This window comes from Streptomyces sp. NPDC005303 (assembly GCF_040607335.1).
Lineage (GTDB): Bacteria > Actinomycetota > Actinomycetes > Streptomycetales > Streptomycetaceae > Streptomyces.
In genome coordinates, this window is record NZ_JBEXGM010000043.1 from 25,703 (window position 1) to 49,565 (window position 23,863).

Genomic DNA, 23,863 nt, shown 5'->3' on the forward strand with positions numbered 1-23,863 from the left:
TCCGCACGCTTGCATACAGTGGCAGGACCGGCAGGAAAACCGCGGTTTCGACGACCGCGACCGCGATCGAAGGGACGTACATGCCCATGGGTCACACGGCCACAGACCAGGCAGGCACCGGGGGCCTGACAGCGACCGAGCACCGCCTGGCCAACGGCCTGCGCGTGGTGCTCTCCGAGGACCACCTGACCCCGGTCGCGGCGGTGTGCCTCTGGTACGACGTCGGTTCGCGCCACGAGGTCAAGGGGCGTACCGGCCTGGCTCACCTTTTCGAGCACTTGATGTTCCAGGGCTCCGGACAGGTCAAGGGCAACGGGCACTTCGAGCTCGTCCAGGGCGCGGGCGGCTCGCTCAACGGCACCACCAGCTTCGAGCGCACCAACTACTTCGAGACCATGCCGACCCACCAGCTGGAGCTCGCCCTCTGGCTGGAGGCCGACCGCATGGGCTCGCTGCTGGCCGCCCTCGACGAGGAGTCGATGGAGAACCAGCGTGACGTCGTCAAGAACGAGCGCAGGCAGCGCTACGACAACGTCCCCTACGGCACCGCGTTCGAGAAGCTGACCGCGCTCGCCTACCCCGAGGGCCACCCCTACCACCACACCCCGATCGGCTCGATGGCGGATCTGGACGCGGCCACGCTGGAGGACGCGCGCGCGTTCTTCCGGACGTACTACGCGCCGAACAACGCCGTGCTGTCGGTCGTCGGAGACATCGACCCGGAGCAGACGCTCGCCTGGATCGAGAAGTACTTCGGTTCCATCCCCTCGCACGACGGCAAGCCCGCGCCCCGCGACGGCTCCCTGCCCGAGATCATCGGTGAGCAGTTGCGCGAGGTCGTCGAGGAGGAGGTCCCCGCGCGCGCGTTGATGGCCGCCTACCGGCTGCCGCACGACGGCACCCGTGAGGCGGACGCGGCCGACCTCGCCCTCACCGTCCTCGGCGGCGGCGAGTCCTCCCGCCTCTACAACCGGCTCGTACGGCGCGACCGTACGGCCGTCGCGGCCGGCTTCGGACTGCTGCGGCTGGCCGGTGCGCCCTCCCTGGGCTGGCTCGACGTGAAGACCTCCGGTGACGTCGAGGTGCCGGTCATCGAGGCCGCCATCGACGAGGAACTCGCCCGGTTCGCCGAGGAGGGCCCGACCGCCGAGGAAATGGAGCGCGCCCAGGCCCAGTTGGAGCGCGAATGGCTGGACCGGCTCGGCACCGTCGCGGGCCGCGCCGACGAACTGTGCCGCTTCGCCGTCCTGTTCGGCGACCCTCAGCTCGCCCTGACCGCCGTACAGCGGGTCCTGGAGGTGAGCGCCGAGGAGGTGCAGGAGGTCGCCAAGGCCAAGCTGCGCCCCGACAACCGCGCGGTGCTGGTCTACGAGCCGCTCACCCCGGCCGAGATCGCCGACAGCGCCGAGGACGCCGCCGAGGACCCGGAAGCCGCGGCGACCGTAGAAGCCACCGACGAGAACGAGGAGGCGGCCAAGTGACCGAGCTCGCCGCGATGGAATTCCACCCGCAGCCGCAGGCGGGCGAGCCCAAGGTCTGGGCCTTCCCCGCCCCCGAGCGCGGGACGCTCGACAACGGCCTGACCCTCCTGCGCTGCCACCGCCCCGGCCAGCAGGTCGTCGCCGTCGAGGTGCTCCTGGACGCGCCCCTGGACGCCGAGCCGGCCGGCCTGGACGGTGTCGCCACAATCATGGCGCGCGCGTTCTCCGAGGGCACCGACAAGCACTCCGCCGAGGAGTTCGCCGCCGAGCTGGAGCGCTGCGGCGCCACCCTCGACGCGCACGCCGACCACCCGGGCGTCCGGCTCAGCCTCGAAGTGCCCGCCTCCCGCCTCGCCAAGGCGCTCGGTCTGCTGGCCGACGCGCTCAGGGCGCCCGCGTTCGCGGACAGCGAGGTCGAGCGGCTGGTCCGCAACCGCCTCGACGAGATCCCGCACGAGCTGGCCAACCCGTCCCGCCGCGCGGCCAAGGAGCTCTCCAGGGAGCTGTTCCCGGCGGACTCGCGCATGTCGCGTCCGCGCCAGGGCACCGAGGAGACGGTCGAGAACATCGACTCCGCGGCCGTACGCGCCTTCTACGAGAAGCATGTGCGCCCCGCCACCGCGACCGCCGTGGTCGTCGGCGACCTCACCGACATCGATCTGGACGCGCTGCTCCGTGACACTCTCGGCTCCTGGAAGGGCTCCACGGCCGAGCCGCGGCCCGTGCCGCCGGTGACCGCCGACGACACCGGCCGGGTCGTCATCGTGGACCGCCCCGGCGCCGTCCAGACGCAGCTGCTGATCGGCCGTATCGGCGCCGACAGGCACGCACGCGTGTGGCCCGCGCAGGTGCTCGGCACGTACTGCCTCGGCGGCACCCTCACCTCCCGCCTGGACCGCGTCCTGCGCGAGGAGAAGGGCTACACCTACGGCGTACGGTCGTTCGGCCAGGTCCTCAGGTCCGCTCCGGACGGTTCCGGCGCCGCGATGCTCGCCATCAGCGGCTCGGTCGACACCCCGAACACCGGTCCCGCGCTGGACGACCTGTGGAAGGTGCTGCGCACACTCGCCGAGGGCGGACTCACCGACGCCGAGCGCGATGTCGCCGTGCAGAACCTCGTCGGTGTGGCGCCGCTCAAGTACGAGACCGCGGCGGCCGTGGCGAGCACGCTGGCCGACCAGGTCGAGCAGCACCTGCCCGACGACTACCAGGCGACCCTGTACCAGCAACTCGCCGCGACCGGCACCGTGGAGGCCACCGCCGCCGTCGTGAACGCCTTCCCGGTGGACCGGCTGGTGACGATCCTGGTCGGCGACGCGGCCGCCATCAAGGAGCCCGTCGAAGCCCTCGGCATCGGCGAAGTCAAGGTCGTGACGGCCGAGTAGAGGCAAGTTGGCCTCGAAGGGGCCCTGGTGACGGGAGCGTCACCAGGGCCCCTTCGACACCCAACTCCCTCAGATGTCCGAATTGGGCAGGAGGTTGCCTGTCTGCCCTGTGGGATGCGCTACAAAAGCCCTGATCGGTTTGGGGATTGAAAGCGGGCCCGCTTAGCGTCCTCTGGGCTGTCCGTCAGGCACTGCGCCGCGCCCGCGGCACCGGACAGCCATCGCCGAGTCCCCGCATGGCGCGAGCCAGGGGAGCCGGGGACCCACACCACATGTCCCTGGGGTGAATCGGACGCCCGCGCATCGCGAGGGGGTCCGTAGGAGACCTTCCTGCTCCGAACCCGTCAGCTAACCCGGTAGGCGAGAAGGAAGGAAAGGACCAGCCACCACATGGCGTTCACCTGCGCCACCGGGAAGCACCGTCGTCCCAGCCGTATGAAGCGCACCACCGCACGCGCGGCCGGCGTCGCGGCCCTCGCCACCACCGGCGTCATCGGCGCCGTCGCCGCCCCGGCGTTCGCCGCCGACAACTCCGTCAGCTCCGTGGAACAGAGCGGCCTCATGCCCGTCGTCACCGTCGGCGACTCCCTCGCGGACCAGCTCGACGCCCAGGCAGAGGCCCAGGCGCAGGCCGCCGCGCAGAAGAAGGCGGCGGCGGAGGCCAAGCGCAAGGCCGAGGCGCGCGCCAAGGAGATACGCGAGGCCAAGGAGCGCGCCGCCCGCGAGGCCGAGCGCAAGCGTCTCAACGCCTTCGTCGCCCCGATCTCCGGTTCCTACATCTCCACCGGCTACAAGAGCGGCGGCTCCCTGTGGTCGTCCGGCAGTCACACCGGTGTCGACTTCCACGCCGCCAGCGGCACCTCCGTGCACGCGGTCGGTCGCGGCACCGTCGTCGAGGCCGGCTGGGGCGGGTCGTACGGCGACAACATCGTGATCAGGATGGCCGACGGCACGTACACCCAGTACGGCCACCTGTCGTCCATCGGCGTCTCGGTCGGCCAGTCGGTCACCCCCGGCCAGCAGATCGGGCTGTCCGGCGCGACCGGCAACGCCACCGGGCCGCACCTGCACTTCGAGGCGCGCACCACCCCCGAGTACGGCTCGGACATCGACCCCGTCGCCTACCTGCGCTCGCACGGCGTGAACGTCTGACGACCCAGCGCGCGACCATTGCGAGACCCCGGCTCCCCGAGCCGGGGTTTCGGCGTTTCCAGCGCCCCGTTGTCCAAAAAATATCCCTGGATTCCGGCCCGCCGTCGGAAATTCCCGCTCATTGCAATAGAGTCACTGAACACACGTCAATCGGCGACGTTTCACGGGGATTAAGACGGAGGTCGGACATGCGTATTCCGGCGCACTCGGTATGCACGGCGATCCGGGACGACATCGTCGCAGGTGTCCACGAGCGCGGGAGCCGGCTCACCGAGGAACTGCTCGCCCGCCGCTACGGCGTCTCCCGTGTCCCCGTCCGCGAGGCCCTGCGCACACTGGAGGCCGAGGGCTTCGTGGTGACGCGGCGGCACGCGGGCGCGTGCGTGGCCGAACCGACCGAGCAGGAGGGTGCCGACCTCCTGGAGATGCGCATGCTCCTGGAACCGCTCGGCGCCTCCCGGGCCGCCCAGCGGCGCACCGAGGCCCATCTGAAGGTACTGCGCGGCCTGGTCAGGCTCGGTCAGGAGCGGGCCAGGCGGGGCAACAGCGACGATCTGCGCTCCCTGGGGGGCTGGTTCCACGAGACGCTCGCGCAGGCCTCCGGCAGCCCCGCTCTGACCTCCATGCTGACCCAACTGCGGCACAAGATCGCCTGGATGTACGTCGTGGACGCACCGGCCGACCCCGTGGAGTCCTGGGTCGAGCACGGCGCGATCGTGGACGCGGTGGCGCGCGGCGACGGCGAGCGCGCGCGGGCGATCACGGCGCTGCACACCGAGCGCTCGGGCGCGGCGCACCGGCTGCGGACCGTCACCGGGAAGGAGCGCGCGGACCGTGTGAGGACCTCGCAACATCCTGTAAACGTGACGGGAGCTCGGCATTAACACGGGCACCGTATACAAAGAGGGGGTAATTCGCGGGGGACTATTCATGCTGCCCGCGCCAGGGAAATGCGAAGGGCCCGCCCGATAATTCGGACGAGCCCCTCGATGCTTTTCAGGGCACCTTTGCTCAGACGGTCTCGGGAAGCTCCTCGAGGCCCTCGGCGACCAGCTTCGCGAGCCGGTCGAGGGCCGCGTCCGCGCCCTCGGCGTCGGAGGCGAGGACGACCTCCTCGCCGCCCTGCGCGCCCAAGCCGAGAACGGCCAGCATGGAGGCCGCGTTGACGGGGTTGCCGTCGGCCTTGGCGATCGTCACCGGGATACCTGCGGCCGTGGCGGCCCGGACGAAGATGGAAGCGGGACGGGCGTGGAGGCCCTCGGCCCAGCCGACGTTGACGCGGCGCTCAGCCATGTGATGCTGCCCTTCGGTTCTCAGGGTTGTCTAGACCAGTTTCCCACACGTGAAGCGTCTCCGGAGGGGACCCGGAGTCCCTCCCGGGGCGACTCGTCGGACCGCGGCCTCGGCCCGACTTCCGTCCTTTGCGTTCTCGCGCGTTCTCCACAGACTGCCTCGCGCCGTTGTCGTACGCGAGCCGTACTCTGGGGCCCATGCAGAGCGCGTCGGACCGGCACGAGTACCCCGCCCACTGGGAGGCCGACGTAGTGCTGCGCGACGGCGGCACCGCGCGCATCAGGCCCATCACCGTCGACGACGCCGATCGCCTGGTCAGCTTCTACGAGCAGGTCTCGGACGAGTCGAAGTACTACCGCTTCTTCGCGCCCTACCCTCGCCTGTCCGCCAAGGACGTCCACCGCTTCACGCACCACGACTTTGTGGACCGGGTGGGGCTCGCCGCCACGGTCGGCGGCGAGTTCATCGCCACCGTACGCTACGACCGCATCGGCGCCGACGGCATGGCCGCCTCCGCCCCCGCCGACGAGGCCGAGGTCGCCTTCCTGGTCCAGGACGCCCACCAGGGGCGCGGCGTGGCCTCCGCCCTGCTCGAACACATCGGGGCCGTCGCGCGCGAGCGCGGCATCCGGCGCTTCGCCGCCGAGGTGCTGCCCGCCAACGTCAAGATGATCAAGGTCTTCACCGACGCCGGGTACACCCAGAAGCGCAGCTTCGAGGACGGCGTCGTACGCCTGGAGTTCGACCTGGAGCCCACCGACCGCTCGCTCGCCGTGCAGTACGCGCGCGAACAGCGCGCCGAGTCACGGTCCGTGCAGCGGCTGCTGACCCCCGGCTCCGTCGCCGTCGTCGGCGTCGGGCGCACCCCCGGCGGTGTGGGCCGCAGCGTGCTCGGCAACATCCGGGACTACGGCTTCAACGGCCGCCTGTACGCCGTGAACAAGGCGTTCCCCGAGGATCAGAAGGAGCTCGACGGCGTCCCCGCACACCGCTCGGTGCGCGACATCGACGGCCCCGTCGACCTCGCGGTCGTCGCCGTCCCGGCCGAGCAGGTCCCCGAGGTCGTCGCCGAGTGCGGGGCCCACGGCGTGCAGGGACTCGTCGTGCTCTCCGCCGGGTACGCCGAGAGCGGCCCCGAAGGACGCGAGCGCCAGCGTGAACTCGTGCGGCACGCACGCGCGTACGGCATGCGGATCATCGGCCCCAACGCCTTCGGGATCATCAACACCTCCCCGGACGTCCGGCTGAACGCCTCGCTGGCCCCCGAGACCCCCCGCCCCGGCCGGATCGGCCTGTTCGCCCAGTCCGGTGCCATCGGCATCGCCCTGCTCTCCCGACTGCACCGGCGCGGCGGCGGCGTCACCGGCGTGACCGGCGTCTCCACCTTCGTCTCCTCCGGCAACCGCGCGGACGTCTCCGGCAACGACGTCCTCCAGTACTGGTACGACGACCCGGACACCGACGTCGTCCTCATGTACCTGGAGTCCATCGGCAACCCCCGCAAGTTCACCCGCCTCGCCCGGCGCACGGCGGCGGCGAAGCCACTGGTCGTCGTGCAGGGGTCGGGCACCGCCCCGCAGGGCCACGCCGTCCGCGCCACGCGCCTGCCGCATGCGACGGTGTCCGCGCTGCTCCGGCAGGCCGGAGTGATCCGCGTGGACACCATCACCGAACTCGTCGACACCGGCCTCCTGCTGGCCCGCCAGCCGCTGCCCACCGGACCGAGGGTGGCGATCCTCGGCAACTCCGAGTCGCTCGGCCTGCTCACCTACGACGCGTGCGTGGCCGAGGGACTCCGGCCGTCGACCCCGCTGGACCTGACCACCGCGGCCGCGCCGGAGGACTTCCACGAGGCCCTCGCGCGCGCGCTCGCCGACGACGCGTACGACGCGGTGATCGTGACGGCCATCCCGGCGGTCGGCGAGGGATCCGCAGGCGACGCCGCCCTCGCCGAGGCGCTCAGATCCGCGGCGGAGCAGGTTCCCGGCAAGCCGGTCCTGGTGGTCCATGTCGAGCTCGGCGGCCTCGCGGAGGCCCTGTCGGCGGCGACCAGCACCGCGCCCCAGGCCGCCGCGGGCCCGCCGAAGATCCGCGCCGACCACCCGTTCCGCGCCCTGGACCGGCTGCGCGCCACGCAGGCCCCCGCGCAGCCGCCCGCCCCCGGGAACAGCGACCGCCTCATCCCCGCCTACCCCGCCGCCGAGCGCGCGGTGCGGGCCCTGGCCGATGTCGTGCAGTACGCCCAGTGGCGCCGGGAGGCGGCCGAACCCGGCAAGGTGCCCGAGTACGAGAACATCGACCAGAAGGGCGCCGCCGCCCTGATCGACGGACTGCTCACGCGCGGACAGGGCCTCACCCTCGGCACCGAGGAGACCTGCGAGCTGCTCGCCACATACGGCATCCAGGCCCACCGCGCCCTGCCCGCCGCCACCGCCGACGCCGCCGTCCGAGCCGCCGCCACCCTCGGCTACCCGGTCGCCCTCAAGGCCACCGCCCCGCACCTGCGCCACCGCGCCGACCTCGGCGGCGTACGCCTCGACCTCGCGGACGAGGAGCAGCTGCGGCGGGCGTACTCGGAGCTGACCGAGCTGTTCGGCACGCCGGACGAACTGCGGCCCGTGGTGCAGGGGATGGCCCCGCGCGGGGTGGACACGGTGATCCGGGCCGTCATCGACCCCGCCGCCGGCGCCGTGCTGTCCTTCGGGCTCGCCGGGGCCGCCTCACAGCTGCTCGACGACACCGCCCACCGGCTGATTCCGGTCACCGACCGGGAGGCGACGAGCCTCGTCCGCTCGATCCGGACCGCGCCGCTCCTCTTCGGCTGGCGCGGTTCCACCCCGGTCGACACACCCGCACTGGAGGAACTCCTGCTGCGGGTGTCCCGGCTGGTCGACGACCATCCCGAGGTCGTCGCGGTCACCCTGGAGCCGGTCGTCGTCGCCCCACGCGGCCTGAGCGTGCTCGGCGCCTCCGTACGGCTCGCGCCGCCGCCCGCCCGCGACGACCTCGGCCCGCGGACCCTTCCCGCGTACTGAGCGGCGGCGATCGGTGCCTCGCAGTCAGTGGTCCACCGTAGGATGGACGTCATGGCCAAGACCAGTACGACGACCCAGGGGCTGCGTGCGGCGATCGAGCGCAGCGGCTACTACCCGGCCCTCGTGGCCGAGGCGGTGGAGGCCGCTGTGGGCGGCGAGCCCATCCGGTCGTACCTGGTCCACCAGGAGACGACGTTCGACCAGAACGAGGTGCGGCGGCATGTGACCGTGCTCGTCCTCACCGAGAACCGCTTCATCGTCAGCCACACCGACGAGCAGGCCGCGGACAGCACGTCCCCCACGCCTTACGCCACCACCTCCACCGAGTCCGTGAAGCTCGGCCGGATCTCGTCGGTCGTGGTCAGCCGGGTCGTCGCGAACCCGGAGCAGTACCAGCCGGGCACCCTGCCCCGCGAGGTCGTGCTGACCATCGGCTGGGGCGCCGTCTCCCGTATCGACCTGGAGCCCGCCGCCTGCGGCGACCCCAACTGCGAGGCGGACCACGGCTACACCGGCAGCTCCACCGCGGACGACCTCAGCCTGCGCGTCAGCGAGGCGGGGGACGGCCCGGACACCGTGCGCCAGGCGCTCGCCTTCGCGCAGGCCATCTCCGAGGCGACCGCGGACGTCACCCGCTGATGGCCCACCCGTCTCCCCCCGCCGCCCATGATCGAGGACGCTCCGCGTCCACCCCTCCTGATTCCGCCTCCGCCTGGGACCACCCGGAACCCCTGGCCCTCGACACCGCACCCGTCCCCGAGTACGGCACCGGCTCCCTCGCCGACCTGCTGCCCACCCTGGCCGCCGGCATGGCCGTACCGGGCACCACCGCCGCGATCCAGGAGCTCACCCCCGCCGACCGGAACTGCGTGTTCCTGATCGACGGCCTCGGCTGGGAGCAGCTGAAGGCGCACCCGGACGAGGCGCCCTTCATGACCTCCCTGCTGGCCAGCTCGCGCGGCGGCACCGGCCGCCCCCTGACCACCGGCTACCCGGCGACCACCGCGACCTCCCTCGCCTCCGTCGGCACCGGCCGCCCGCCCGGCGCCCACGGCCTGCCCGGCTACACCGTGCGCAACCCGGCCACCGGCGAGCTGATGAACCAGCTGCGCTGGCAGCCGTGGACCAAGCCGCAGGCCTGGCAGCCGTACCCGACGGTCTTCCAGCTCGCGGACCAGGCCGGGGTGCACGCCGCCCAGGTCTCCTCGCCCACCTTCCAGAACACCCCGCTCACCAAGGTCGCGCTCAGCGGCGGCACGTTCCACGGCCGGCTGTCCGGCGAGGAGCGCGTGGACCTCGCGGCCGAGCAACTCGCCGCCGGTGACCGCTCGTTGGTCTACACCTACTACGCCGAGGTCGACGGCGCGGGACACCGCTTCGGCGTCGACTCCGACACCTGGCGCGGCCAGCTGATGTACGTCGACCGCCTCGTCCAGCGCCTGGCCGAGCAACTGCCCCCGAACAGCGCGCTGTACGTCACCGCCGACCACGGCATGCTTGACATCCCCTTCGACGAGCAGCACCGCATCGACTTCGACGAGGACTGGGAACTGCGCGCCGGAGTCGCCCTGTTGGGCGGCGAGGGCCGGGCCCGCCACGTCTACGCGGTGCCCGGCGCCGCGGGCGACGTGCTGACCTGCTGGCGCGAGGTCCTCGGCGAGCAGTTCTGGGTCGCCTCCCGGGACGAGGCCGTCGCTGCGGGCTGGTTCGGGCCGCCGGACCAGTTCGAGGAGCGGGTGTACGACCGGATCGGCGACGTGGTCGCCGCCGCCCGCGACGACGTCCTCCTCATCGCGACCGAGCGGGAGCCGAAGGAGTCGGCGATGGTCGGCAACCACGGTTCGATGACCCCCGCCGAGCAGCTCGTCCCGCTGCTCGAAGTACGCTCCTGAAGCCGACCCGGCCCCCTCGCCCACAGAACCGAAAGGTGCTCGACCTCCCATGCCCGAGCTGGTGTTCTTCTCCGGAACCATGGACTGCGGGAAGTCCACGCTGGCTCTCCAGATCGAGCACAACCGTTCGGCGCGTGGCCTGACGGGCATGATCTTCACGCGGGACGACCGGGCCGGGGAGGGCAAGCTGTCCTCGCGGCTCGGTCTGGTGACGGACGCGGTCGAGGTCGAGGACGGCCAGGACCTGTACGCCTACCTCGTCGACCACCTCTCCCGCGGCGGGCGTGCGGACTACGTGATCGCGGACGAGGCGCAGTTCCTCGTGCCGGAGCAGATCGACCAACTGGCCCGTGTGGTCGACGACCTGGACCTCGACGTCTACGCCTTCGGCATCACCACCGACTTCCGCTCCAAGCTGTTCCCCGGCTCCCAGCGCCTGGTGGAGCTCGCCGACCGGGTCGAGGTCCTCCAGGTCGAGGCCCTGTGCTGGTGCGGCGCCCGGGCCACGCACAACGCCCGTACGGTCAACGGCGAGATGGTCGTCGAGGGCGCCCAGGTGGTCGTCGGAGACGTCAACCAGGCCGACGACATCGGCTACGAGGTCCTGTGCCGTCGGCACCACCGTCGCCGTATGACCGCGGGAACCGCCCGTGCGGCCGCGCTGTCCCCGGACGTCCTGCCGGTCCCGTCGGCCGGGGAGCACTTCTGACCCGAGGCCGTCAGGGCCTCAGTGGGGGTTCTCGATCAGCGAGAACCGCGCCCCCTCCGGATCCGCCACCGTGGCCACGCGACCGTGCGGGCTGTCGTGCGGCGGGCGCAGCACATGACCGCCCAGGTCGGTGAGGAGGCGGGTGGCGGCGGTCGCGTCGGCCACCTCGAAGTACGTCATCCAGTGCGGCCCCCGGTCGCGGGGGAGGCCGTGCCCGACACCGTGGAGGCCGGCCACGGGGCGGCCCGCGGCGTGGAGCGTGACGTAGTCGAAGCCGGCGGAGACCACCGGCTCTCCCTCCTGGCCGAACACCGTCTCGTAGAACTTGGTGACGCCCACCGTCTCGAAGGTGAGCAGCTCGTGCCAGGCCGGAGTGCCCGGTACGCCCGCGACGGAGGTCCCCAGATGCGCCGCCGCCTGCCACACCCCGAAGACGGCGCCGGACGGGTCCGAGCCGATCACCAGCCGTCCGGCGTCCCCGGCGTCCAGCGGGCCCACGCCCACCGTGCCGCCGCACAGCCGGACCGACTCGGCCGTCAGGTCGATGTCCTCGGAGGCGAAGTAGGGCGTCCAGGCGACCGGAAGATGGCGGTCGGGCGGCAGCTGTCCGATCCCGGCGACGTCCTGGCCGTCCAGCAGGGCCCGGACATAGGGCCCGAGCTGCTGCGGGCCCGGCACGAACTCCCAGCCGAACAGCGCCCCGTAGAACTCCTGGGTCGCGGTCAACCCGTGCACCATCAGACTCACCCAGCAGGGCGTACCGGGCGTGTGCCGAGCGGGCGGGGCGGCCGCCCCCCTTGCCTCGGTCATCGTCACTCTCTCCTCGGCCCCTCGCGGTGGCCGTGTCGTGTCCGCTGTCCGGACCTCCGTGCCGATGCTCGCACCGGCCACGGCGCCGCGCGCTCCGGGCGCGCCGCCGCGAGGCCTCCCATGCCGGGAGGGTGCCTGCGGCGCGGCTGCCCGACCCTTGCCACGCGATGGCCGACGGATGTCGATCGGCTGTACAGCATGTGCCCGTTCCCGTACGCCTGGTGACCGGGCCTGTCCGGCGGAGCAGAGTAGCCGGACATGGACGACACGGCCACCCCGTGCGCGAGGATGGTGGCCATGAACGCCATCATCTCCGCATCCGAACTCGCGAGCGACCTGGCGGGCCCGAACCCGCCCGTCCTGCTCGACGTCCGCTGGCAGCTGAGCGTGGCCAAGGCGGCCGGCGAGCCGCCCTTCGACGGCCGGGCCGAGTACGCGGCCGGGCACCTCCCGGGCGCGGTCTACGTAGACCTGGACCGGGAGTTGGCCGGTCCCGTCGGCACCGGTGGGCGGCACCCGCTGCCCGACCTCGCGGAGTTCGGCGCCGCGATGCGCCGGGCGGGTGTCTCCTCGGGGCGGCCGGTGGTCGTGTACGACGGCGGGCAGGGCTGGGCAGCCGCCCGCGCGTGGTGGCTGCTGCGCTGGACAGGTCACCCGGACGTGAGAGTCCTCGACGGCGGATTGACGTCCTGGCAGGGACCGCTGCAGTCGTCTCTGCCGGGTCCCGCCCTCGCCGAGGGCGACTTCGAGCCGATGCCCGCGGCGGCCGGCCTGCTCGACGCCGACGCGGCCGCCGCGCTGGCCCGCGCGGGTGTGCTGCTGGACGCGCGCGCGGGGGAGCGGTACCGCGGTGAGGTGGAGCCGATCGACCGCGTGGGCGGCCACATCCCGGGCGCCCGCTCCGCGCCCACCACGGACAACGTCGGCCCGGAGGGCCGCTTCCTGCCGGCGGAGGAGCTGAACGCCCGCTTCAAGGCCCTCGGCGCCACCGAGGACACCGAGGTCGGCGTCTACTGCGGCTCCGGTGTCTCCGGCGCCCACGAGGTCCTGGCCCTGGCGGTCGCGGGCATCCCGGCCGCGCTGTACGTCGGTTCCTGGTCGGAGTGGTCCTCGGACCCGGAGCGACCGGTCGCCGTGGGCCCGGATCCCCAGTAGCCCCCGGGCCGTACGACGGGAAAGGGCCGCACTCGACGAGCGCGGCCCTGATCCTCGTACGACTGACTACTCCTGCTTCTTCCGCCGCGTGCCGAACACGATCTCGTCCCAGCTCGGGACCGCCGCTCTGCGGCCCGGACGGACGCCGTCGGCCTCGGCCTGGCGGTCGGTCGCGCCGATGAGGCGGTCGCGGTGGCTGGCCACCGAACGCGGCATGAGGACGTCCGCGTAGGCGGAACCGGCCGAGGCCGCAGGAGCGGGCGGCTCCTCCACCTCGGGCTCCTCCTCCAGGGCGGGCGGTTCCTCGATGCTCGCCGTCTCGGAGGGCCGCTCCGGTACGACCATGTCGCCCCGGAAACTCGGTACGGCCTCCAACAGGCTGGTCAGCGAGTCCCGTTCACCCACGGACTCCTCGACGGGCTCGGCCGGGGGCAGGCTCGGCCGGTCGAGGGCGCGGTCCAGCGGACGGTCGCGCGGCAGCCGTGCGATCCGCGGCACGAACGGGAAACTGGGCTCCGGCGCGCCGAGGTCCTCGGACTCGCCGATCAGCGAGCGGGCCTCCTCGTCGACGGCCTGGACGAGCCGCCTGGGCGGGTCGTAGGTCCAGCTCGCCGAGTGCGGTTCGCCCGCGACGCAGTAGACCAGCAGGACCTCCCAGGTGCCGTCGTCACGACGCCACGAGTCCCACTGGACGGTGTCCTTCTCGGCGCCGCGCAGCAACAGCCGCTCCTGCACGGCCTCGCCGAGCTGCGGTCCGGCGTTCTCGCCGGGCCGGCGGACCGGGGTCTTGCGGGCTCGTTCGGCCATGAAGGCGCGCTCGGCGAGCACGGGGCCCTCGAAGCGCCGTACACGGTCTACGGGGATGCCTGCGAGCTGGGCTACCTCTTCCGCGGTGGCACCAGCGCGTATACGCGCCTGGATGTCGCGGGGACGGAGATGGCTTTCGACCTCGATCTCGATCTGGCCGAGGCGCGGACGGTCGCCGCGCACCGCTGCGCGTAGCCGCTCGTCGATCGGAAGCGTGTACTCCGTTGAGTCGGCAGCCTTCAGCACCAGCCGTGTGCCGTCATTGGAGACGGCCACGACACGCAGTTCGGGCATGGGGACCTCCCGGGTGGTGCCTGCCGACGTCACGTGCGTCGCTGCTTCCGCTAGTCGAGTGTGGCCTGCCCGGGTGCAGCCTGCCACAACCTTGCCGAGTTGCCCGGCGTGTCGGGCCTGGGCCCTGGATCGCCGTTATGGCACGGTTACTTATTCGCAACGCTAAGTGACCAACTCCGTCACCCTGTGCAACTAGCCCCCTCCCGGCCGCCCTTGAAGGCCACGGACGCCCTGGCGGGAGACCGGACCCAGGGCTCGCAACAGTACTCCATTTGGGCCACGTGCGTGGATTGGCGCGCCACTCAACTTCGTTCAAGAAGCGCTCTCCGGTCGTTCGTTGAGCGGGTTTCGGGATCTTGGGCGTGGCGTAGTTCACGGAACCACCAGAAACGGAGCTATCGGCTTCGTGCGTATGTCCGGCGACCGAGCTGTTATGCCCCCAACACCCGCCGCAAGTAGTCGTTCTGGAACCGGCGGTCGGGATCGAGTCGGTCCCGGAGCGCGGTGAACTCGCCGAAGCGCGGGTAGACGCCGTCGAAGTACTCGGCGTCACGGGTGTGCACCTTCCCCCAGTGCGGGCGCCCCTCGTGCGCGGTGAAGATCCGCTCCGCGGCCGTGAAGTACGCCTGGTACGGCGTCCCCTTGACCATGTGGACGGCGATGTACGCGCTGTCACGGCCCGAGGCGGTGGACAGCGTGATGTCGTCCGCGGGCGCGGTGCGCACCTCCACGGGGAAGCTGACCCTCAGCCCGGAACGCTCGAGAGCCGTCCTCAGTTCGCGCAGCGTCTCGACGACGGCCTCGCGCGGGACGGCGTACTCCATCTCCACGAACCGCACCCGGCGCGGCGATGTGAAGACCTTGTACGGGATGTCGGTGTACGTCCGCGCGGACAGCGCCTTGCTGGAGATCCGCGCGATCGAGGGGATCGTGCCCGGTGCCGCGCGGCCCACCCACTGCGCCACCTGGAAGACGCCGTTGGAGAGGAACTCGTCCTCGAACCAGCCCTGGAGTTGCGGCACCGGCTTCTCCGGGCCCGCGCTGCGGTTGTTGCGCTTGGTGTTGGTGCTCCCGGTGTGCGGGAACCAGTAGAACTCGAAGTGTTCGTTCTCGGCCCAGAGTTCGTCGAAGGCACTGGTGACCTTGTCGAAGCTCATGGGCTCCTCGCGGGCCGTGAGCAGGAAGATCGGCTCGACGGCGAAGGTGATCGCGGTGACGATGCCGAGCGCGCCCAGGCCGATCCGGGCGGCCGCGAAGACCTCGGGGTTCTCCTTCTCGGAGCAGGAGAGCACCGAGCCGTCGGCCGTGACCAGTTCGAGGCCCTTGATCTGGGCGGCTATCGAGGCCGAGTCGCGGCCCGTGCCGTGGGTTCCCGTGCTGGTGGCTCCCGAGACCGTCTGTTCCATGATGTCGCCCATGTTGGTGAGCGACAGGCCCTCACGCGCGAGAGCCATGTTGAGCCTCTTGAGCGGCGTACCGGCCTCCACCGTGACGGTCATGGCGTCCCGGTCGATGTCGCGGATGCCGGTCAACAGTTGAGGGCGGATCAACACACCGTCGGTCGCGGCGATCGACGTGAAGGAGTGCCCGGTGCCGACGGCCTTCACCTTGAGACCGTCCTCGGCGGCCTTGCGTACGGCAGCCGCCAGCTCGTCGACCGAGGCGGGCGTGACCTCCCGCGCGGGGCGCGCGGAAACATTGCCGCCCCAGTTACGCCACGTGCCGTTCTTCGCGCTCGCTGCCGTGCTCAACGCTGCCTCCCCGACGTGGAGCCGGCCTCTTGAGCCGGCGGTACCCCAGGAAACCGACCGCGACCGCGACGGCCCCGGACACCGCCGGAACCCCGTACCCGGCACGCGCACCGGCCGCGTCGATCACCCAGCCGGCCACGGAGGAGCCGAGCGCGACCCCGACCGCGAGCCCGGTACTGATCCAGGTCATTCCCTCGGTCAGTTGCGCGCGTGGTACGTGCTGCTCGATCAGGGACATGGTCGTGATCATCGTGGGAGCGATGGACAGGCCCGCTACGAACAGCGCCACGGCCAGAAACGGCAAGTTTCCGACCAGTAGGAGGGGGATCATACTCACGGCCATGGCGCATATGCCCAGCAGCCAGCGAGGTTCGGGCCGCCCCCCGAAGTGCAACAGTCCGAACACGAGGCCCGCGACGCAGGAGCCCGCCGCGTAGAGGGCGAGCACGAGGCTGGCGGCGGCCTTGTGGCCCTGCTCGTCGGCGAAGGCCACGGTGACCACGTCCACCGCCCCGAAGATCGCCCCGGTCGCCACGAAGGTGGCCACCAGGACCTGCAGGCCCGGCGCGCGCAGTGCCGTACGGCCGCCGTCCTGCCCGCGCGGGTGCGGGGCCGGCTCGGTGGCCCGCTGCGCGGTCAGCCAGAACACGCCGACCGCCAGGAAGCAGGCGGCGAGCAGCGGACCCGCCTCCGGGAACCAGGCCGTGGACAAGCCGATGGAGATGATCGGACCGAAGATGAAGCAGACCTCGTCGATCACCGACTCGAAGGAGTACGCGGTGTGCAGCTGCGGGGTGCCGCGGTACAGGGCCGCCCACCGCGCGCGGATCATCGCGCCGAGGCTCGGCACCGAGCCGATGCCGACGGCGCACACGAACAGCACCCAGTCCGGCCAGCCGAAGTGCGCGGCGAGCAGCATCCCGGCGGACGCCACCAGTGCGAGAAGGGTCGCCGGGCGCAGCACTCGCCGCTGGCCGTGCAGGTCCACCAGCCGGGAGACCTGCGGGCCGATCGCCGCGGCGGCCAACGCGATGGTGGCCGACAGCGAGCCCGCGAGGCCGTACCTGCCAGTGAGCTGGGAGATCATCGTGACCACGCCGATGCCCATCATCGACAGCGGCATCCGGCCGACGAAGCCCGCGGCGGAGAACCCCTTGGAGCCGGGGGCGGCGAACAGGGCGCGGTAAGGGCTGGGCACAGGGTCTCCGGTCGGCCGGTGAGCAGCGGCTCGGGTGGCGGTAAGGCGCGAATGCGACTCATACAGCTTACGGGTGCGGGGTTCCGACGCACCCCGCGGGACGCCCGGGAACCCCGGCCGGCCACCCCGCCGTTTCCCGCCTGTCAGTACCGGATGACAGGATCGCCCCATGCGAGACGCGCTCGACGCCACCCCCTACGACGCCCTGCTCCTGCTCTCGTTCGGAGGCCCCGAGGGCCCGGACGACGTTGTCCCGTTCCTGGAGAACGTGACACGTGGGCGTGGCATCCCCAAGGAACGCCTGAAGGAAGTCGGTCAGCACTACTTCCGGTTCGGCGGGGTCAGCCCCATCAACGACCAGAACCGTGCCCTGCTGGACGCCCTGCGCAAGGACTTCGCGGACCACGGCCTGGACCTGCCCATCCACTGGGGCAACCGCAACTGGGCGCCCTACCTCACGGACACCCTGCGCGAGATGGTCGCCGACGGCCACCGCCGCGTCCTGGTCCTCGCCACCAGCGCCTACGCCTCCTACTCGGGCTGCCGCCAGTACCGCGAGAACCTCGCCGAATCGCTGGCAGCTCTGGAGTCCGAGGGCCTGGAGCTGCCGAAGATCGACAAGCTGCGGCACTACTTCAACCACCCCGGCTTCCTGGAGCCCATGATCGACGGGGTGATCGAGTCCCTCGCCGAGCTCCCCGAGGACGTCCGCGACGGCGCCCACATCGCCTTCTCGACCCACTCGATCCCGACCGCGTCCGCGGACACCTCCGGGCCGGTCGAGGGTCACGGCGAGGGCGGGGCGTACGTCGCGCAGCACCTGGAGGTCGCCCGGCTGATCGCGGACGCCGTCCGGGAGCGCACCGGCGTCGACCACCCCTGGCAGCTCGTGTACCAGTCGCGCTCCGGCGCCCCGCACATCCCGTGGCTGGAGCCCGACATCTGCGACCACCTGGAGGAGCGCCACGAGTCCGGCGTCCCGGCCGTGGTGATCGCCCCCATCGGTTTCGTCTCCGACCACATGGAGGTCCTCTACGACCTCGACACGGAGGCGAAGGCCAAGGCGGAGGAACTGGGCCTGCCGATGCGCCGCTCGGCGACCGTCGGCGACGACCCGCGGTTCGCCGCCGCGATCCGCGACCTGGTCCTTGAGCGCGCCGCCGTCGAGCGCGGACAGGAGGTCACGCCCTGCGCCCTCGGCGCGCTCGGGGCCGACCACAACGTCTGCCCGGTCGGCTGCTGCCCGGCCCGTGCCGCCAAGCCCGCCGCCGCGGGCGTCGACAGTCCCTACGCGTGAGGAGCCCCGTGACCGACCCCCTGCACGCGGAACTGCTTCGGCTGGCTCAGGAGGCCGCCCGCCGCGCCGGCACCCTGCTGCGCGACGGCCGCCCGGCCGACCTCGCGGTCGCCAGGACCAAGTCCAGCCCCATCGACGTGGTGACCGAGATGGACATCGCGGCGGAGAAGCTGATCACCGACCTGATCTCCGGGCACCGCCCGGGCGACGGCTTCCTCGGTGAGGAGGGTGCCGCCACGGAGGGCACCAGCGGGATCCGCTGGGTCATCGACCCGCTCGACGGCACGGTCAACTACCTCTACGGCCTGCCGACCTGGTCCGTCTCCATCGCGGCCGAGCAGGACGGCGAGACCGTCGTCGGGGTCGTCGCGGCGCCGATGCGCGGCGAGACGTACCACGCGGTCCGCGGTGAGGGCGCCTGGGCCACGGGTGCGTGGGAGGGCGAGCGCAGGCTGGCCTGCCGCCCGGCGCCGCCCCTGGAGCAGGCCCTGGTGTCGACGGGCTTCAACTACGTGACCGAGGTCCGCACCCATCAGGCCGAGGTGGCCCGGAAGATGATCCCCCTCCTGCGCGACATCCGCCGCGGCGGCTCGGCGGCGGTCGACCTGTGCGACCTGGCCGCGGGCCGCCTGGACGGCTACTACGAGCGCGGGCTGAACGCCTGGGACTACGGGGCGGGCGACCTCATCGCCCGAGAGGCGGGCGCCTTGACCGGCGGGCGCCCCGGAGAGCGCCCGAACCCCGCCCTCACCGTGGCCGGCACTCCGGGAGTCTTCGAGCCGCTCCAGCAGCTCCTGGAGGACTTCGGCGCCTGGCACGACTGACAGGCGGACTCCGGGCGAACACGACGTGAACAGGCCCGTACACCGACGCAGCGGGCCCCCGGCGCTGGATTCGCCGGGGGCCCGCTGTCGTGCCGCGAAGCCGATCAGACGCTAGACGCTGACCTCCACACCGTGTTCGGCCGCGAGGCGGCGCAGGTCGTCGAGCTCGCCCTGCTCCACCTCGACGAGGAAGTCGTCGCCCTCGTCGCGGGCCCGCGTCAGGTCGGTCTCGGTCGCCCTTATCCGCTGCAGAAGTCCTGCGGTGAATGCGTCCATGCTGCGCCCCCTCGTCCTGGGTCGTGGGTCGATGGCACGGGGGTGTGCCGTTCGGAAGGGGCGATCACGTCTCCTGCAGGTGCCCAGCGCTGCCCAGGCCGGGCGGCGACGGTGCCGGACACCCACGCCCGCTCTGCGGAAGCGGACAGAGCCGTGCCGCATGGTGGTACGGCACATGCAGAGCGTGATCGCGGGGTGTAAAGCCGTCCTCCCCCCGCTCCCTTCGACGGAAACCTCAACCGCGCGAGAAAATCCCGCATTCCCGCTCTCACACCCGTCTTTCAGTTGCCCCTCACCCGCCTTACAGCCGACTTATGGCCGAAAAGGGCAGGATGGAGGCCAACACTCACCCGGACCCCTGCCCGCCGCGTGCCCGAAACGCGCTACGCGGGTGGACACAGGAAGGACAAGCGACGTGCGCGTACTCGTCGTCGAGGACGAGCAGCTGCTCGCCGATGCGGTGGCCACCGGACTGCGCCGGGAGGCCATGGCCGTCGACGTCGTGTACGACGGTGCGGCCGCCCTGGAACGCATCGGCGTCAACGACTACGACGTGGTAGTCCTCGACCGTGACCTCCCCCTGGTCCACGGTGACGACGTCTGCCGCAAGATCGTCGAACTCGGCATGCCCACGCGCGTGCTGATGCTCACGGCCTCCGGTGACGTCAGCGACCGCGTCGAGGGCCTGGAGATCGGCGCCGACGACTATCTGCCCAAGCCCTTCGCGTTCAGCGAGCTGACGGCACGCGTGCGTGCCCTCGGCCGACGCACCAGCGTGCCGTTGCCGCCGGTCCTGGAGCGCGCCGGGATCAAGCTCGACCCCAACCGCCGCGAGGTGTTCCGCGACGGCAAGGAAGTCCAGCTCGCCCCCAAGGAGTTCGCCGTCCTGGAGGTGCTGTTGCGCTCCGAGGGCGCCGTCGTCTCCGCGGAGCAGCTCCTGGAGAAGGCCTGGGACGAGAACACCGACCCCTTCACCAACGTTGTGCGGGTGACCGTCATGACCCTGCGCCGCAAGCTGGGCGAACCCCCGGTGATCGTCACGGTCCCCGGCTCGGGCTACCGGATCTGATACCCGTGGCCTCGTCTCCCGCGCCTCCCCAGGCGCCCCCGAAGCCCACGTGGGACCCCAGGAGGCCGGCGCCGCCGCTGCCGTGGCTGCGCCCGACCATCCGCATAAGGCTCACGCTGCTGTATGGCGGCATGTTCCTGATCGCGGGCATCCTGCTGCTGTCGATCATCTACCTGATCGCCGCCCAGGCGCTGAACGTCGGCAGCGAACTGCCCTTCAAGATCACCGAGGGCAGGATCGCCAGCGACATCTGCAACCTGCCCTCGGACGTCTCACCCGACGTCATGAACAAGGCCATGGACAGCTGCGTCAACGACCAGCGCCAGCACGCCCTGGACAACCTGCTCAGCCGCTCGCTGCTGGCCCTGCTCGGCCTCGCGATCATCGCCTTCGCCTTCGGCTACGCGATGGCGGGACGGGTCCTGTCGCCGCTCGGCCGGATCCTGCGCACCGCGCGCTCGGTGGCCGGCTCCGATCTCTCCCGCCGTATCGAGCTGGACGGCCCGGACGACGAGCTCAAGGAACTGGCCGACACCTTCGACGACATGCTGGAGCGCCTGGAGCGGGCCTTCACGGCCCAGCAACGCTTCGTCGGCAACGCCTCGCACGAACTGCGGACACCGCTGGCGATCAACCGCACGCTCCTGGAGGTACACCTGTCCGATCCGGGCGCGCCGGTGGAGCTCCAGCAGCTGGGCAAGACACTGCTGGCCACCAACGAGCGCAGTGAACAGCTCGTGGAAGGCCTGCTGCTGCTCGCCCGCAGCGACAACCAGATCGTCGAGCGCAAGCCCGTGGACCTCGCCGAGGTCGCCGAGCAGGCGGTCGACCAGGTGCTCGGCGAGGCGGCGGCCAAGGGCGTGGCGATCCGCGGCGAACAGAAGTCGGCGGTCGTCCAGGGCAACGGCGTCCTGCTGGAGCGCATCGCCCTGAACCTGGTGCAGAACGCCGTGCGCTACAACGTGCCGGAGGACGGCTGGGTCGAGGTGACCACGGCCGTCGAGAACGGTCACGCGGTCCTCACGGTCTCCAACACGGGCCCGGTCGTGCCGGCGTACGAGGTCGACAATCTCTTCGAGCCCTTCAAGCGGCTGCGCGGCGCCGACCGTACCGGCAGCGACAAGGGCGTCGGGCTGGGCCTGTCCATCGTGCGGTCCGTGGCACGGGCGCACGGCGGGCACATCACGGCTCAGCCGCGCGAAGGGGGTGGGCTGATGATGCGAGTCACCCTGCCGGTCTGAGATCATGGCCCCGCACCGAGGTCGACACACGGGGATGTTCGCTTTGCGCGGAATTTTCTGGGCACTGGGCGAACCATCCCGTGTGTGATCGATCACAAGGGAGAATTTCCCGCCATCTACTCTCGGTGATCATGCACCCTGTCGGAAAGCCGGGATAATCCGGGTTTTCAGGGGTCCTGCTCACGGGAAGTACACGGTGAGACGCCTTTGAAGTGCGGGATTCGGACCGTGTACGGTCCCGATCGCCATCCAACCCGATCACTCAAGAGGAGTCCGGTTGGGTGTCGATTGAGTAACAGACCTTGATGTGAGGCAAAATCTCCGCCTCGGGTCGGGCACAAGTCCGGCCTCTCACGCGTTACGTGCGCTGGAGACACCGCAGACACCCAGAGGGGGAGAGCGACATGGCAACGGATTACGACACCCCACGCAAGACCGACGACGACGTCGACTCGGACAGCCTTGAAGAGCTCAAGGCGCGTAGGAACGACAAGTCGACCTCCGCAGTGGACGTCGACGAGTTCGAGGCCGCCGAAGGCCTGGAACTGCCCGGAGCGGACCTCTCGAACGAGGAGCTGGCCGTCCGGGTGCTGCCCAAGCAGCAGGACGAGTTCACCTGCATGAGCTGCTTCCTGGTGCACCACCGCAGCCAGCTGGCCCGAGAGAAGAACGGCCAGCCGATCTGCCGCGACTGCGACTGAGGGCGGGTCGGGCATGACTGGCTCGACCCCTCCTTGGAAGCGCCGCTCCCCCCAGCAGGGAGCGGGGCAGGGGCCGTCCGACGGCCCCCACCGCGCGCGTGACGACGAGCGGGGCTCTTCCGGTCCGGGAGCCTCGCTCGAACCGGTGGCCGACCGGGTTGACCTCCCGGTGCAGGCCGATTCGACCAGGACGCCCGCACCCGGCGCCGGACTGGGGGTCCCCCCGCTCGAGCGAAGTCGAGAGTGGGGGAGGGTGTCGGCGATCCGGGACAGGGCCCGGGAAGGGGTCCGCAAGGGCGGCAGCCGGGCCAGGGCGGGCCTGTCGTACCTCACTGACCGGATCATCGAGAACGCCCCGCGTATCCCCGTACGGGACCTCGCGACCCTCCGCCGCCAGTTCCCCGGTCTTGGACCCGAGGAGCTCGCGGACAAGCTCGTCACCGGCGCCGCGAGCGCCACGGCGACGGTCGGAGCGGGGGTCGGCGCGGCGGCGATGCTTCCGGTGCCGCCGGCGATGCCGACCGAACTGGCCGCCGAGATCACCGGCGTGGCCGCGATCGAGCTGAAGCTGATCGCCGAACTCCACGAGGTCTACGGCGTACGGCCGCCGGGAAATCTCAAGCAGCGCAGTACCGCGTACCTGGACTCCTGGTCGGGGGAGCGCGGGATCGACGTGAAGAAGCCGTCGACGGTGAGCGGTGCGCTCAACGGCCCGATGAAACAGCAGTTGCGGCAGCAGATCATGAAGCGGATGGTCCGTGACCTGCCGAATCTGATGCCGTTCATGGTGGGCGCGGCCGTGGGGGCGGTCATGAACCGCCGCGACACCAGGAGACTCGCCGAGCACATCCGCAAGGACCTGCGGAAGATCCAGGTGCCGTGGGACGCGCTGTCCCAACTTCCCACCCTGGAGACGCCGGCGGACCCGTTGGAGCTGGAGGGGTAAGACTTCCGTGTGACTTCGGGCTTCGCCGTCGGGTGAAGCCCTGCACGAACGTTCTAGGCGGCGGCCGTGCGGGCCGTCTTCAGCGCCTCGGCCAGCCGCTCCGGCTCGCGCGTCGACAGGTACAGATACGGCGTCGGATCGTCCGGGTCGACGACCTCGACCTTCAGCGCCCCGGGGATGTAGGAGCGCAGCAGCAGGAAGGCGCGAGTGTCGGCCTTGTAGGTCCGCCAGGCGCGGGCCTCCTCCGGGTCCAGGATCTCCGCCTCGCCCAGCGCCGACACCGGGATCTTCGCCTCGCCCGCGATCAGTGAGTCACCGACGATCCGGATGCGCAGCGAGCCGTAGGAGCTGGCCATGACCGCTGCCGCGGCGGTGCCGCCGACCAGGCCGCCGAGCAGCGGAAGTGTCCCGAAGGGGAGCAGGATCAGTGCGAAGGCGACCCCGACCAGGAAGGAGATCAGCCACCAGGAGCGGGGGGCAGTGAGGCGTTCGTCGTACGGGGCGGCGGAGGGCTGCATGAAACCAAGCTTGGCACGGTGTCCTGACA

At 71.3% G+C, this 23,863-nt stretch carries 22 protein-coding genes and 1 riboswitch; of the genes, 15 read left to right on the forward strand and 7 right to left on the reverse strand.

The features are described from left to right. The first annotated feature begins 80 nt into the window (after nucleotides 1-80). The 4 genes from ABZT93_RS36350 (at nucleotide 81) to ABZT93_RS36365 (ending at nucleotide 4,902) form a co-directional block, all read left to right on the forward strand. Nucleotides 81-1,481 (forward strand): pitrilysin family protein, encoded by a 1,401-nt coding sequence (locus ABZT93_RS36350; protein ID WP_356112724.1) that lies wholly within the window; start codon nucleotides 81-83, stop codon nucleotides 1,479-1,481. After that, on the forward strand, nucleotides 1,478-2,866 hold the full coding sequence (locus ABZT93_RS36355; RefSeq protein ID WP_356112725.1) for a pitrilysin family protein: 1,389 nt from the start codon (nucleotides 1,478-1,480) through the stop codon (nucleotides 2,864-2,866). Before ABZT93_RS36350 ends, ABZT93_RS36355 begins: the two co-directional genes overlap by 4 nt. A 212-nt stretch (nucleotides 2,867-3,078) precedes the next feature. Then, nucleotides 3,079-3,243: riboswitch (cyclic di-AMP (ydaO/yuaA leader) on the forward strand. A 13-nt stretch (nucleotides 3,244-3,256) separates the two neighbouring features. Beyond that, nucleotides 3,257-4,018, forward strand: coding sequence for a M23 family metallopeptidase (locus ABZT93_RS36360; RefSeq protein WP_356112727.1), 762 nt, complete (start codon nucleotides 3,257-3,259; stop codon nucleotides 4,016-4,018). A 188-nt stretch (nucleotides 4,019-4,206) separates the two neighbouring features. Beyond that, a complete protein-coding gene (locus tag ABZT93_RS36365) occupies nucleotides 4,207-4,902 on the forward strand; it encodes a GntR family transcriptional regulator (RefSeq protein WP_356112729.1) in 696 nt (231 codons plus the stop codon). A 127-nt stretch (nucleotides 4,903-5,029) separates the two neighbouring features. Here ABZT93_RS36365 and ABZT93_RS36370 read toward each other — a convergent pair whose 3' ends face one another. Continuing rightward, nucleotides 5,030-5,311 carry an HPr family phosphocarrier protein gene (locus ABZT93_RS36370; RefSeq protein ID WP_020139189.1) on the reverse strand — a complete coding sequence of 94 codons (282 nt, stop codon included), beginning with the start codon at nucleotides 5,309-5,311 and terminating at the stop codon, nucleotides 5,030-5,032. A gap of 197 nt (nucleotides 5,312-5,508) precedes the next feature. On the opposite strand from ABZT93_RS36370, the gene ABZT93_RS36375 reads away from it, so the two are divergent. The 4 genes from ABZT93_RS36375 to ABZT93_RS36390 are packed head-to-tail and all read left to right on the forward strand — an operon-like array spanning nucleotide 5,509 to nucleotide 10,947. Then, nucleotides 5,509-8,346: a GNAT family N-acetyltransferase gene (locus ABZT93_RS36375; protein WP_356112732.1), complete on the forward strand. Its 2,838-nt coding sequence runs from the start codon at nucleotides 5,509-5,511 to the stop codon at nucleotides 8,344-8,346. Nucleotides 8,347-8,388: 42 nt separating this feature from the next. Next, nucleotides 8,389-8,985, forward strand: coding sequence for a DUF5998 family protein (locus tag ABZT93_RS36380; RefSeq protein WP_356112734.1), 597 nt, complete (start codon nucleotides 8,389-8,391; stop codon nucleotides 8,983-8,985). After that, nucleotides 8,985-10,238: a nucleotide pyrophosphatase/phosphodiesterase family protein gene (locus ABZT93_RS36385; protein ID WP_356112736.1), complete on the forward strand. Its 1,254-nt coding sequence runs from the start codon at nucleotides 8,985-8,987 to the stop codon at nucleotides 10,236-10,238. Before ABZT93_RS36380 ends, ABZT93_RS36385 begins: the two co-directional genes overlap by 1 nt. Before the next feature lie 49 nt (nucleotides 10,239-10,287). Then, a complete protein-coding gene (locus ABZT93_RS36390; RefSeq protein ID WP_356112737.1) occupies nucleotides 10,288-10,947 on the forward strand; it encodes a thymidine kinase in 660 nt (219 codons plus the stop codon). 18 nt (nucleotides 10,948-10,965) lie between these two features. Here the strand turns inward: ABZT93_RS36390 and ABZT93_RS36395 are convergent, their stop codons facing one another. Next, complete coding sequence (locus tag ABZT93_RS36395; RefSeq protein WP_356112739.1) at nucleotides 10,966-11,757, reverse strand: VOC family protein; 792 nt, start codon at nucleotides 11,755-11,757, stop codon at nucleotides 10,966-10,968. 297 nt (nucleotides 11,758-12,054) lie between these two features. Here ABZT93_RS36395 and ABZT93_RS36400 point away from each other — a divergent pair, with 297 nt between their 5' ends. After that, the gene (locus ABZT93_RS36400; RefSeq protein ID WP_356112741.1) at nucleotides 12,055-12,912 is read left to right on the forward strand and encodes a sulfurtransferase; all 858 of its coding nucleotides are present in this window, start codon (nucleotides 12,055-12,057) and stop codon (nucleotides 12,910-12,912) included. Nucleotides 12,913-12,978: 66 nt separating this feature from the next. On the opposite strand, the gene sepH is transcribed toward ABZT93_RS36400, so the two are convergent. The 3 genes from sepH to ABZT93_RS36415 form a co-directional block, all read right to left on the reverse strand. Then, nucleotides 12,979-14,013: a septation protein SepH gene (gene sepH / locus ABZT93_RS36405; protein ID WP_356112743.1), complete on the reverse strand. Its 1,035-nt coding sequence runs from the start codon at nucleotides 14,011-14,013 to the stop codon at nucleotides 12,979-12,981. Nucleotides 14,014-14,444: 431 nt separating this feature from the next. Continuing rightward, nucleotides 14,445-15,764 (reverse strand): D-arabinono-1,4-lactone oxidase, encoded by a 1,320-nt coding sequence (locus tag ABZT93_RS36410; protein WP_356112745.1) that lies wholly within the window; start codon nucleotides 15,762-15,764, stop codon nucleotides 14,445-14,447. After that, nucleotides 15,724-16,962 (reverse strand): MFS transporter, encoded by a 1,239-nt coding sequence (locus ABZT93_RS36415; RefSeq protein WP_356112747.1) that lies wholly within the window; start codon nucleotides 16,960-16,962, stop codon nucleotides 15,724-15,726. Before ABZT93_RS36415 ends, ABZT93_RS36410 begins: the two co-directional genes overlap by 41 nt. Nucleotides 16,963-17,131: 169 nt before the next feature. Here ABZT93_RS36415 and ABZT93_RS36420 point away from each other — a divergent pair, with 169 nt between their 5' ends. After that, a complete protein-coding gene (locus tag ABZT93_RS36420) occupies nucleotides 17,132-18,259 on the forward strand; it encodes a ferrochelatase (protein ID WP_356112749.1) in 1,128 nt (375 codons plus the stop codon). Between the two features lie 8 nt (nucleotides 18,260-18,267). Further along, entirely contained in the window at nucleotides 18,268-19,083 is an 816-nt protein-coding gene (locus ABZT93_RS36425) for an inositol monophosphatase family protein (protein WP_356112751.1), read from the forward strand. A gap of 111 nt (nucleotides 19,084-19,194) precedes the next feature. Here the strand turns inward: ABZT93_RS36425 and ABZT93_RS36430 are convergent, their stop codons facing one another. Beyond that, nucleotides 19,195-19,359: a hypothetical protein gene (locus ABZT93_RS36430; protein ID WP_356112753.1), complete on the reverse strand. Its 165-nt coding sequence runs from the start codon at nucleotides 19,357-19,359 to the stop codon at nucleotides 19,195-19,197. Nucleotides 19,360-19,774: 415 nt separating this feature from the next. Here ABZT93_RS36430 and ABZT93_RS36435 point away from each other — a divergent pair, with 415 nt between their 5' ends. The 4 genes from ABZT93_RS36435 to ABZT93_RS36450 all read left to right on the forward strand — a co-directional run bounded on the left by ABZT93_RS36435 (nucleotide 19,775) and on the right by ABZT93_RS36450 (nucleotide 23,316). Beyond that, the gene (locus tag ABZT93_RS36435; RefSeq protein WP_010983842.1) at nucleotides 19,775-20,428 is read left to right on the forward strand and encodes a response regulator transcription factor; all 654 of its coding nucleotides are present in this window, start codon (nucleotides 19,775-19,777) and stop codon (nucleotides 20,426-20,428) included. A 5-nt stretch (nucleotides 20,429-20,433) separates the two neighbouring features. After that, on the forward strand, nucleotides 20,434-21,669 hold the full coding sequence (locus ABZT93_RS36440; RefSeq protein WP_356112755.1) for a HAMP domain-containing sensor histidine kinase: 1,236 nt from the start codon (nucleotides 20,434-20,436) through the stop codon (nucleotides 21,667-21,669). 404 nt (nucleotides 21,670-22,073) lie between these two features. Then, the gene (locus ABZT93_RS36445) at nucleotides 22,074-22,370 is read left to right on the forward strand and encodes a DUF4193 domain-containing protein (RefSeq protein WP_005481602.1); all 297 of its coding nucleotides are present in this window, start codon (nucleotides 22,074-22,076) and stop codon (nucleotides 22,368-22,370) included. 13 nt (nucleotides 22,371-22,383) lie between these two features. Further along, on the forward strand, nucleotides 22,384-23,316 hold the full coding sequence (locus ABZT93_RS36450; protein WP_356112757.1) for a hypothetical protein: 933 nt from the start codon (nucleotides 22,384-22,386) through the stop codon (nucleotides 23,314-23,316). A 53-nt stretch (nucleotides 23,317-23,369) separates the two neighbouring features. Here the strand turns inward: ABZT93_RS36450 and ABZT93_RS36455 are convergent, their stop codons facing one another. Next, complete coding sequence (locus tag ABZT93_RS36455) at nucleotides 23,370-23,834, reverse strand: DUF3093 domain-containing protein (RefSeq protein WP_356112759.1); 465 nt, start codon at nucleotides 23,832-23,834, stop codon at nucleotides 23,370-23,372. Nucleotides 23,835-23,863: the final 29 nt, after the last annotated feature.

Excerpts from the sequence above, each read along its gene's own strand:
- ABZT93_RS36350 (WP_356112724.1), top strand. The coding sequence starts at position 81 with ATGCCCATGGGTCACACGGCCACAGACCAGGCAGGCACCGGGGGCCTG.
- ABZT93_RS36360 (WP_356112727.1), top strand. The coding sequence starts at position 3,257 with ATGGCGTTCACCTGCGCCACCGGGAAGCACCGTCGTCCCAGCCGTATG.
- ABZT93_RS36365 (WP_356112729.1), top strand. The coding sequence starts at position 4,207 with ATGCGTATTCCGGCGCACTCGGTATGCACGGCGATCCGGGACGACATC.
- ABZT93_RS36370 (WP_020139189.1), bottom strand. The coding sequence starts at position 5,311 with ATGGCTGAGCGCCGCGTCAACGTCGGCTGGGCCGAGGGCCTCCACGCC.
- ABZT93_RS36375 (WP_356112732.1), top strand. The coding sequence starts at position 5,509 with ATGCAGAGCGCGTCGGACCGGCACGAGTACCCCGCCCACTGGGAGGCC.
- ABZT93_RS36380 (WP_356112734.1), top strand. The coding sequence starts at position 8,389 with ATGGACGTCATGGCCAAGACCAGTACGACGACCCAGGGGCTGCGTGCG.
- ABZT93_RS36385 (WP_356112736.1), top strand. The coding sequence starts at position 8,985 with ATGGCCCACCCGTCTCCCCCCGCCGCCCATGATCGAGGACGCTCCGCG.
- ABZT93_RS36390 (WP_356112737.1), top strand. The coding sequence starts at position 10,288 with ATGCCCGAGCTGGTGTTCTTCTCCGGAACCATGGACTGCGGGAAGTCC.
- ABZT93_RS36395 (WP_356112739.1), bottom strand. The coding sequence starts at position 11,757 with ATGACCGAGGCAAGGGGGGCGGCCGCCCCGCCCGCTCGGCACACGCCC.
- ABZT93_RS36400 (WP_356112741.1), top strand. The coding sequence starts at position 12,055 with ATGAACGCCATCATCTCCGCATCCGAACTCGCGAGCGACCTGGCGGGC.
- sepH (WP_356112743.1), bottom strand. The coding sequence starts at position 14,013 with ATGCCCGAACTGCGTGTCGTGGCCGTCTCCAATGACGGCACACGGCTG.
- ABZT93_RS36420 (WP_356112749.1), top strand. The coding sequence starts at position 17,132 with ATGCGAGACGCGCTCGACGCCACCCCCTACGACGCCCTGCTCCTGCTC.
- ABZT93_RS36430 (WP_356112753.1), bottom strand. The coding sequence starts at position 19,359 with ATGGACGCATTCACCGCAGGACTTCTGCAGCGGATAAGGGCGACCGAG.
- ABZT93_RS36445 (WP_005481602.1), top strand. The coding sequence starts at position 22,074 with ATGGCAACGGATTACGACACCCCACGCAAGACCGACGACGACGTCGAC.
- ABZT93_RS36450 (WP_356112757.1), top strand. The coding sequence starts at position 22,384 with ATGACTGGCTCGACCCCTCCTTGGAAGCGCCGCTCCCCCCAGCAGGGA.
- ABZT93_RS36455 (WP_356112759.1), bottom strand. The coding sequence starts at position 23,834 with ATGCAGCCCTCCGCCGCCCCGTACGACGAACGCCTCACTGCCCCCCGC.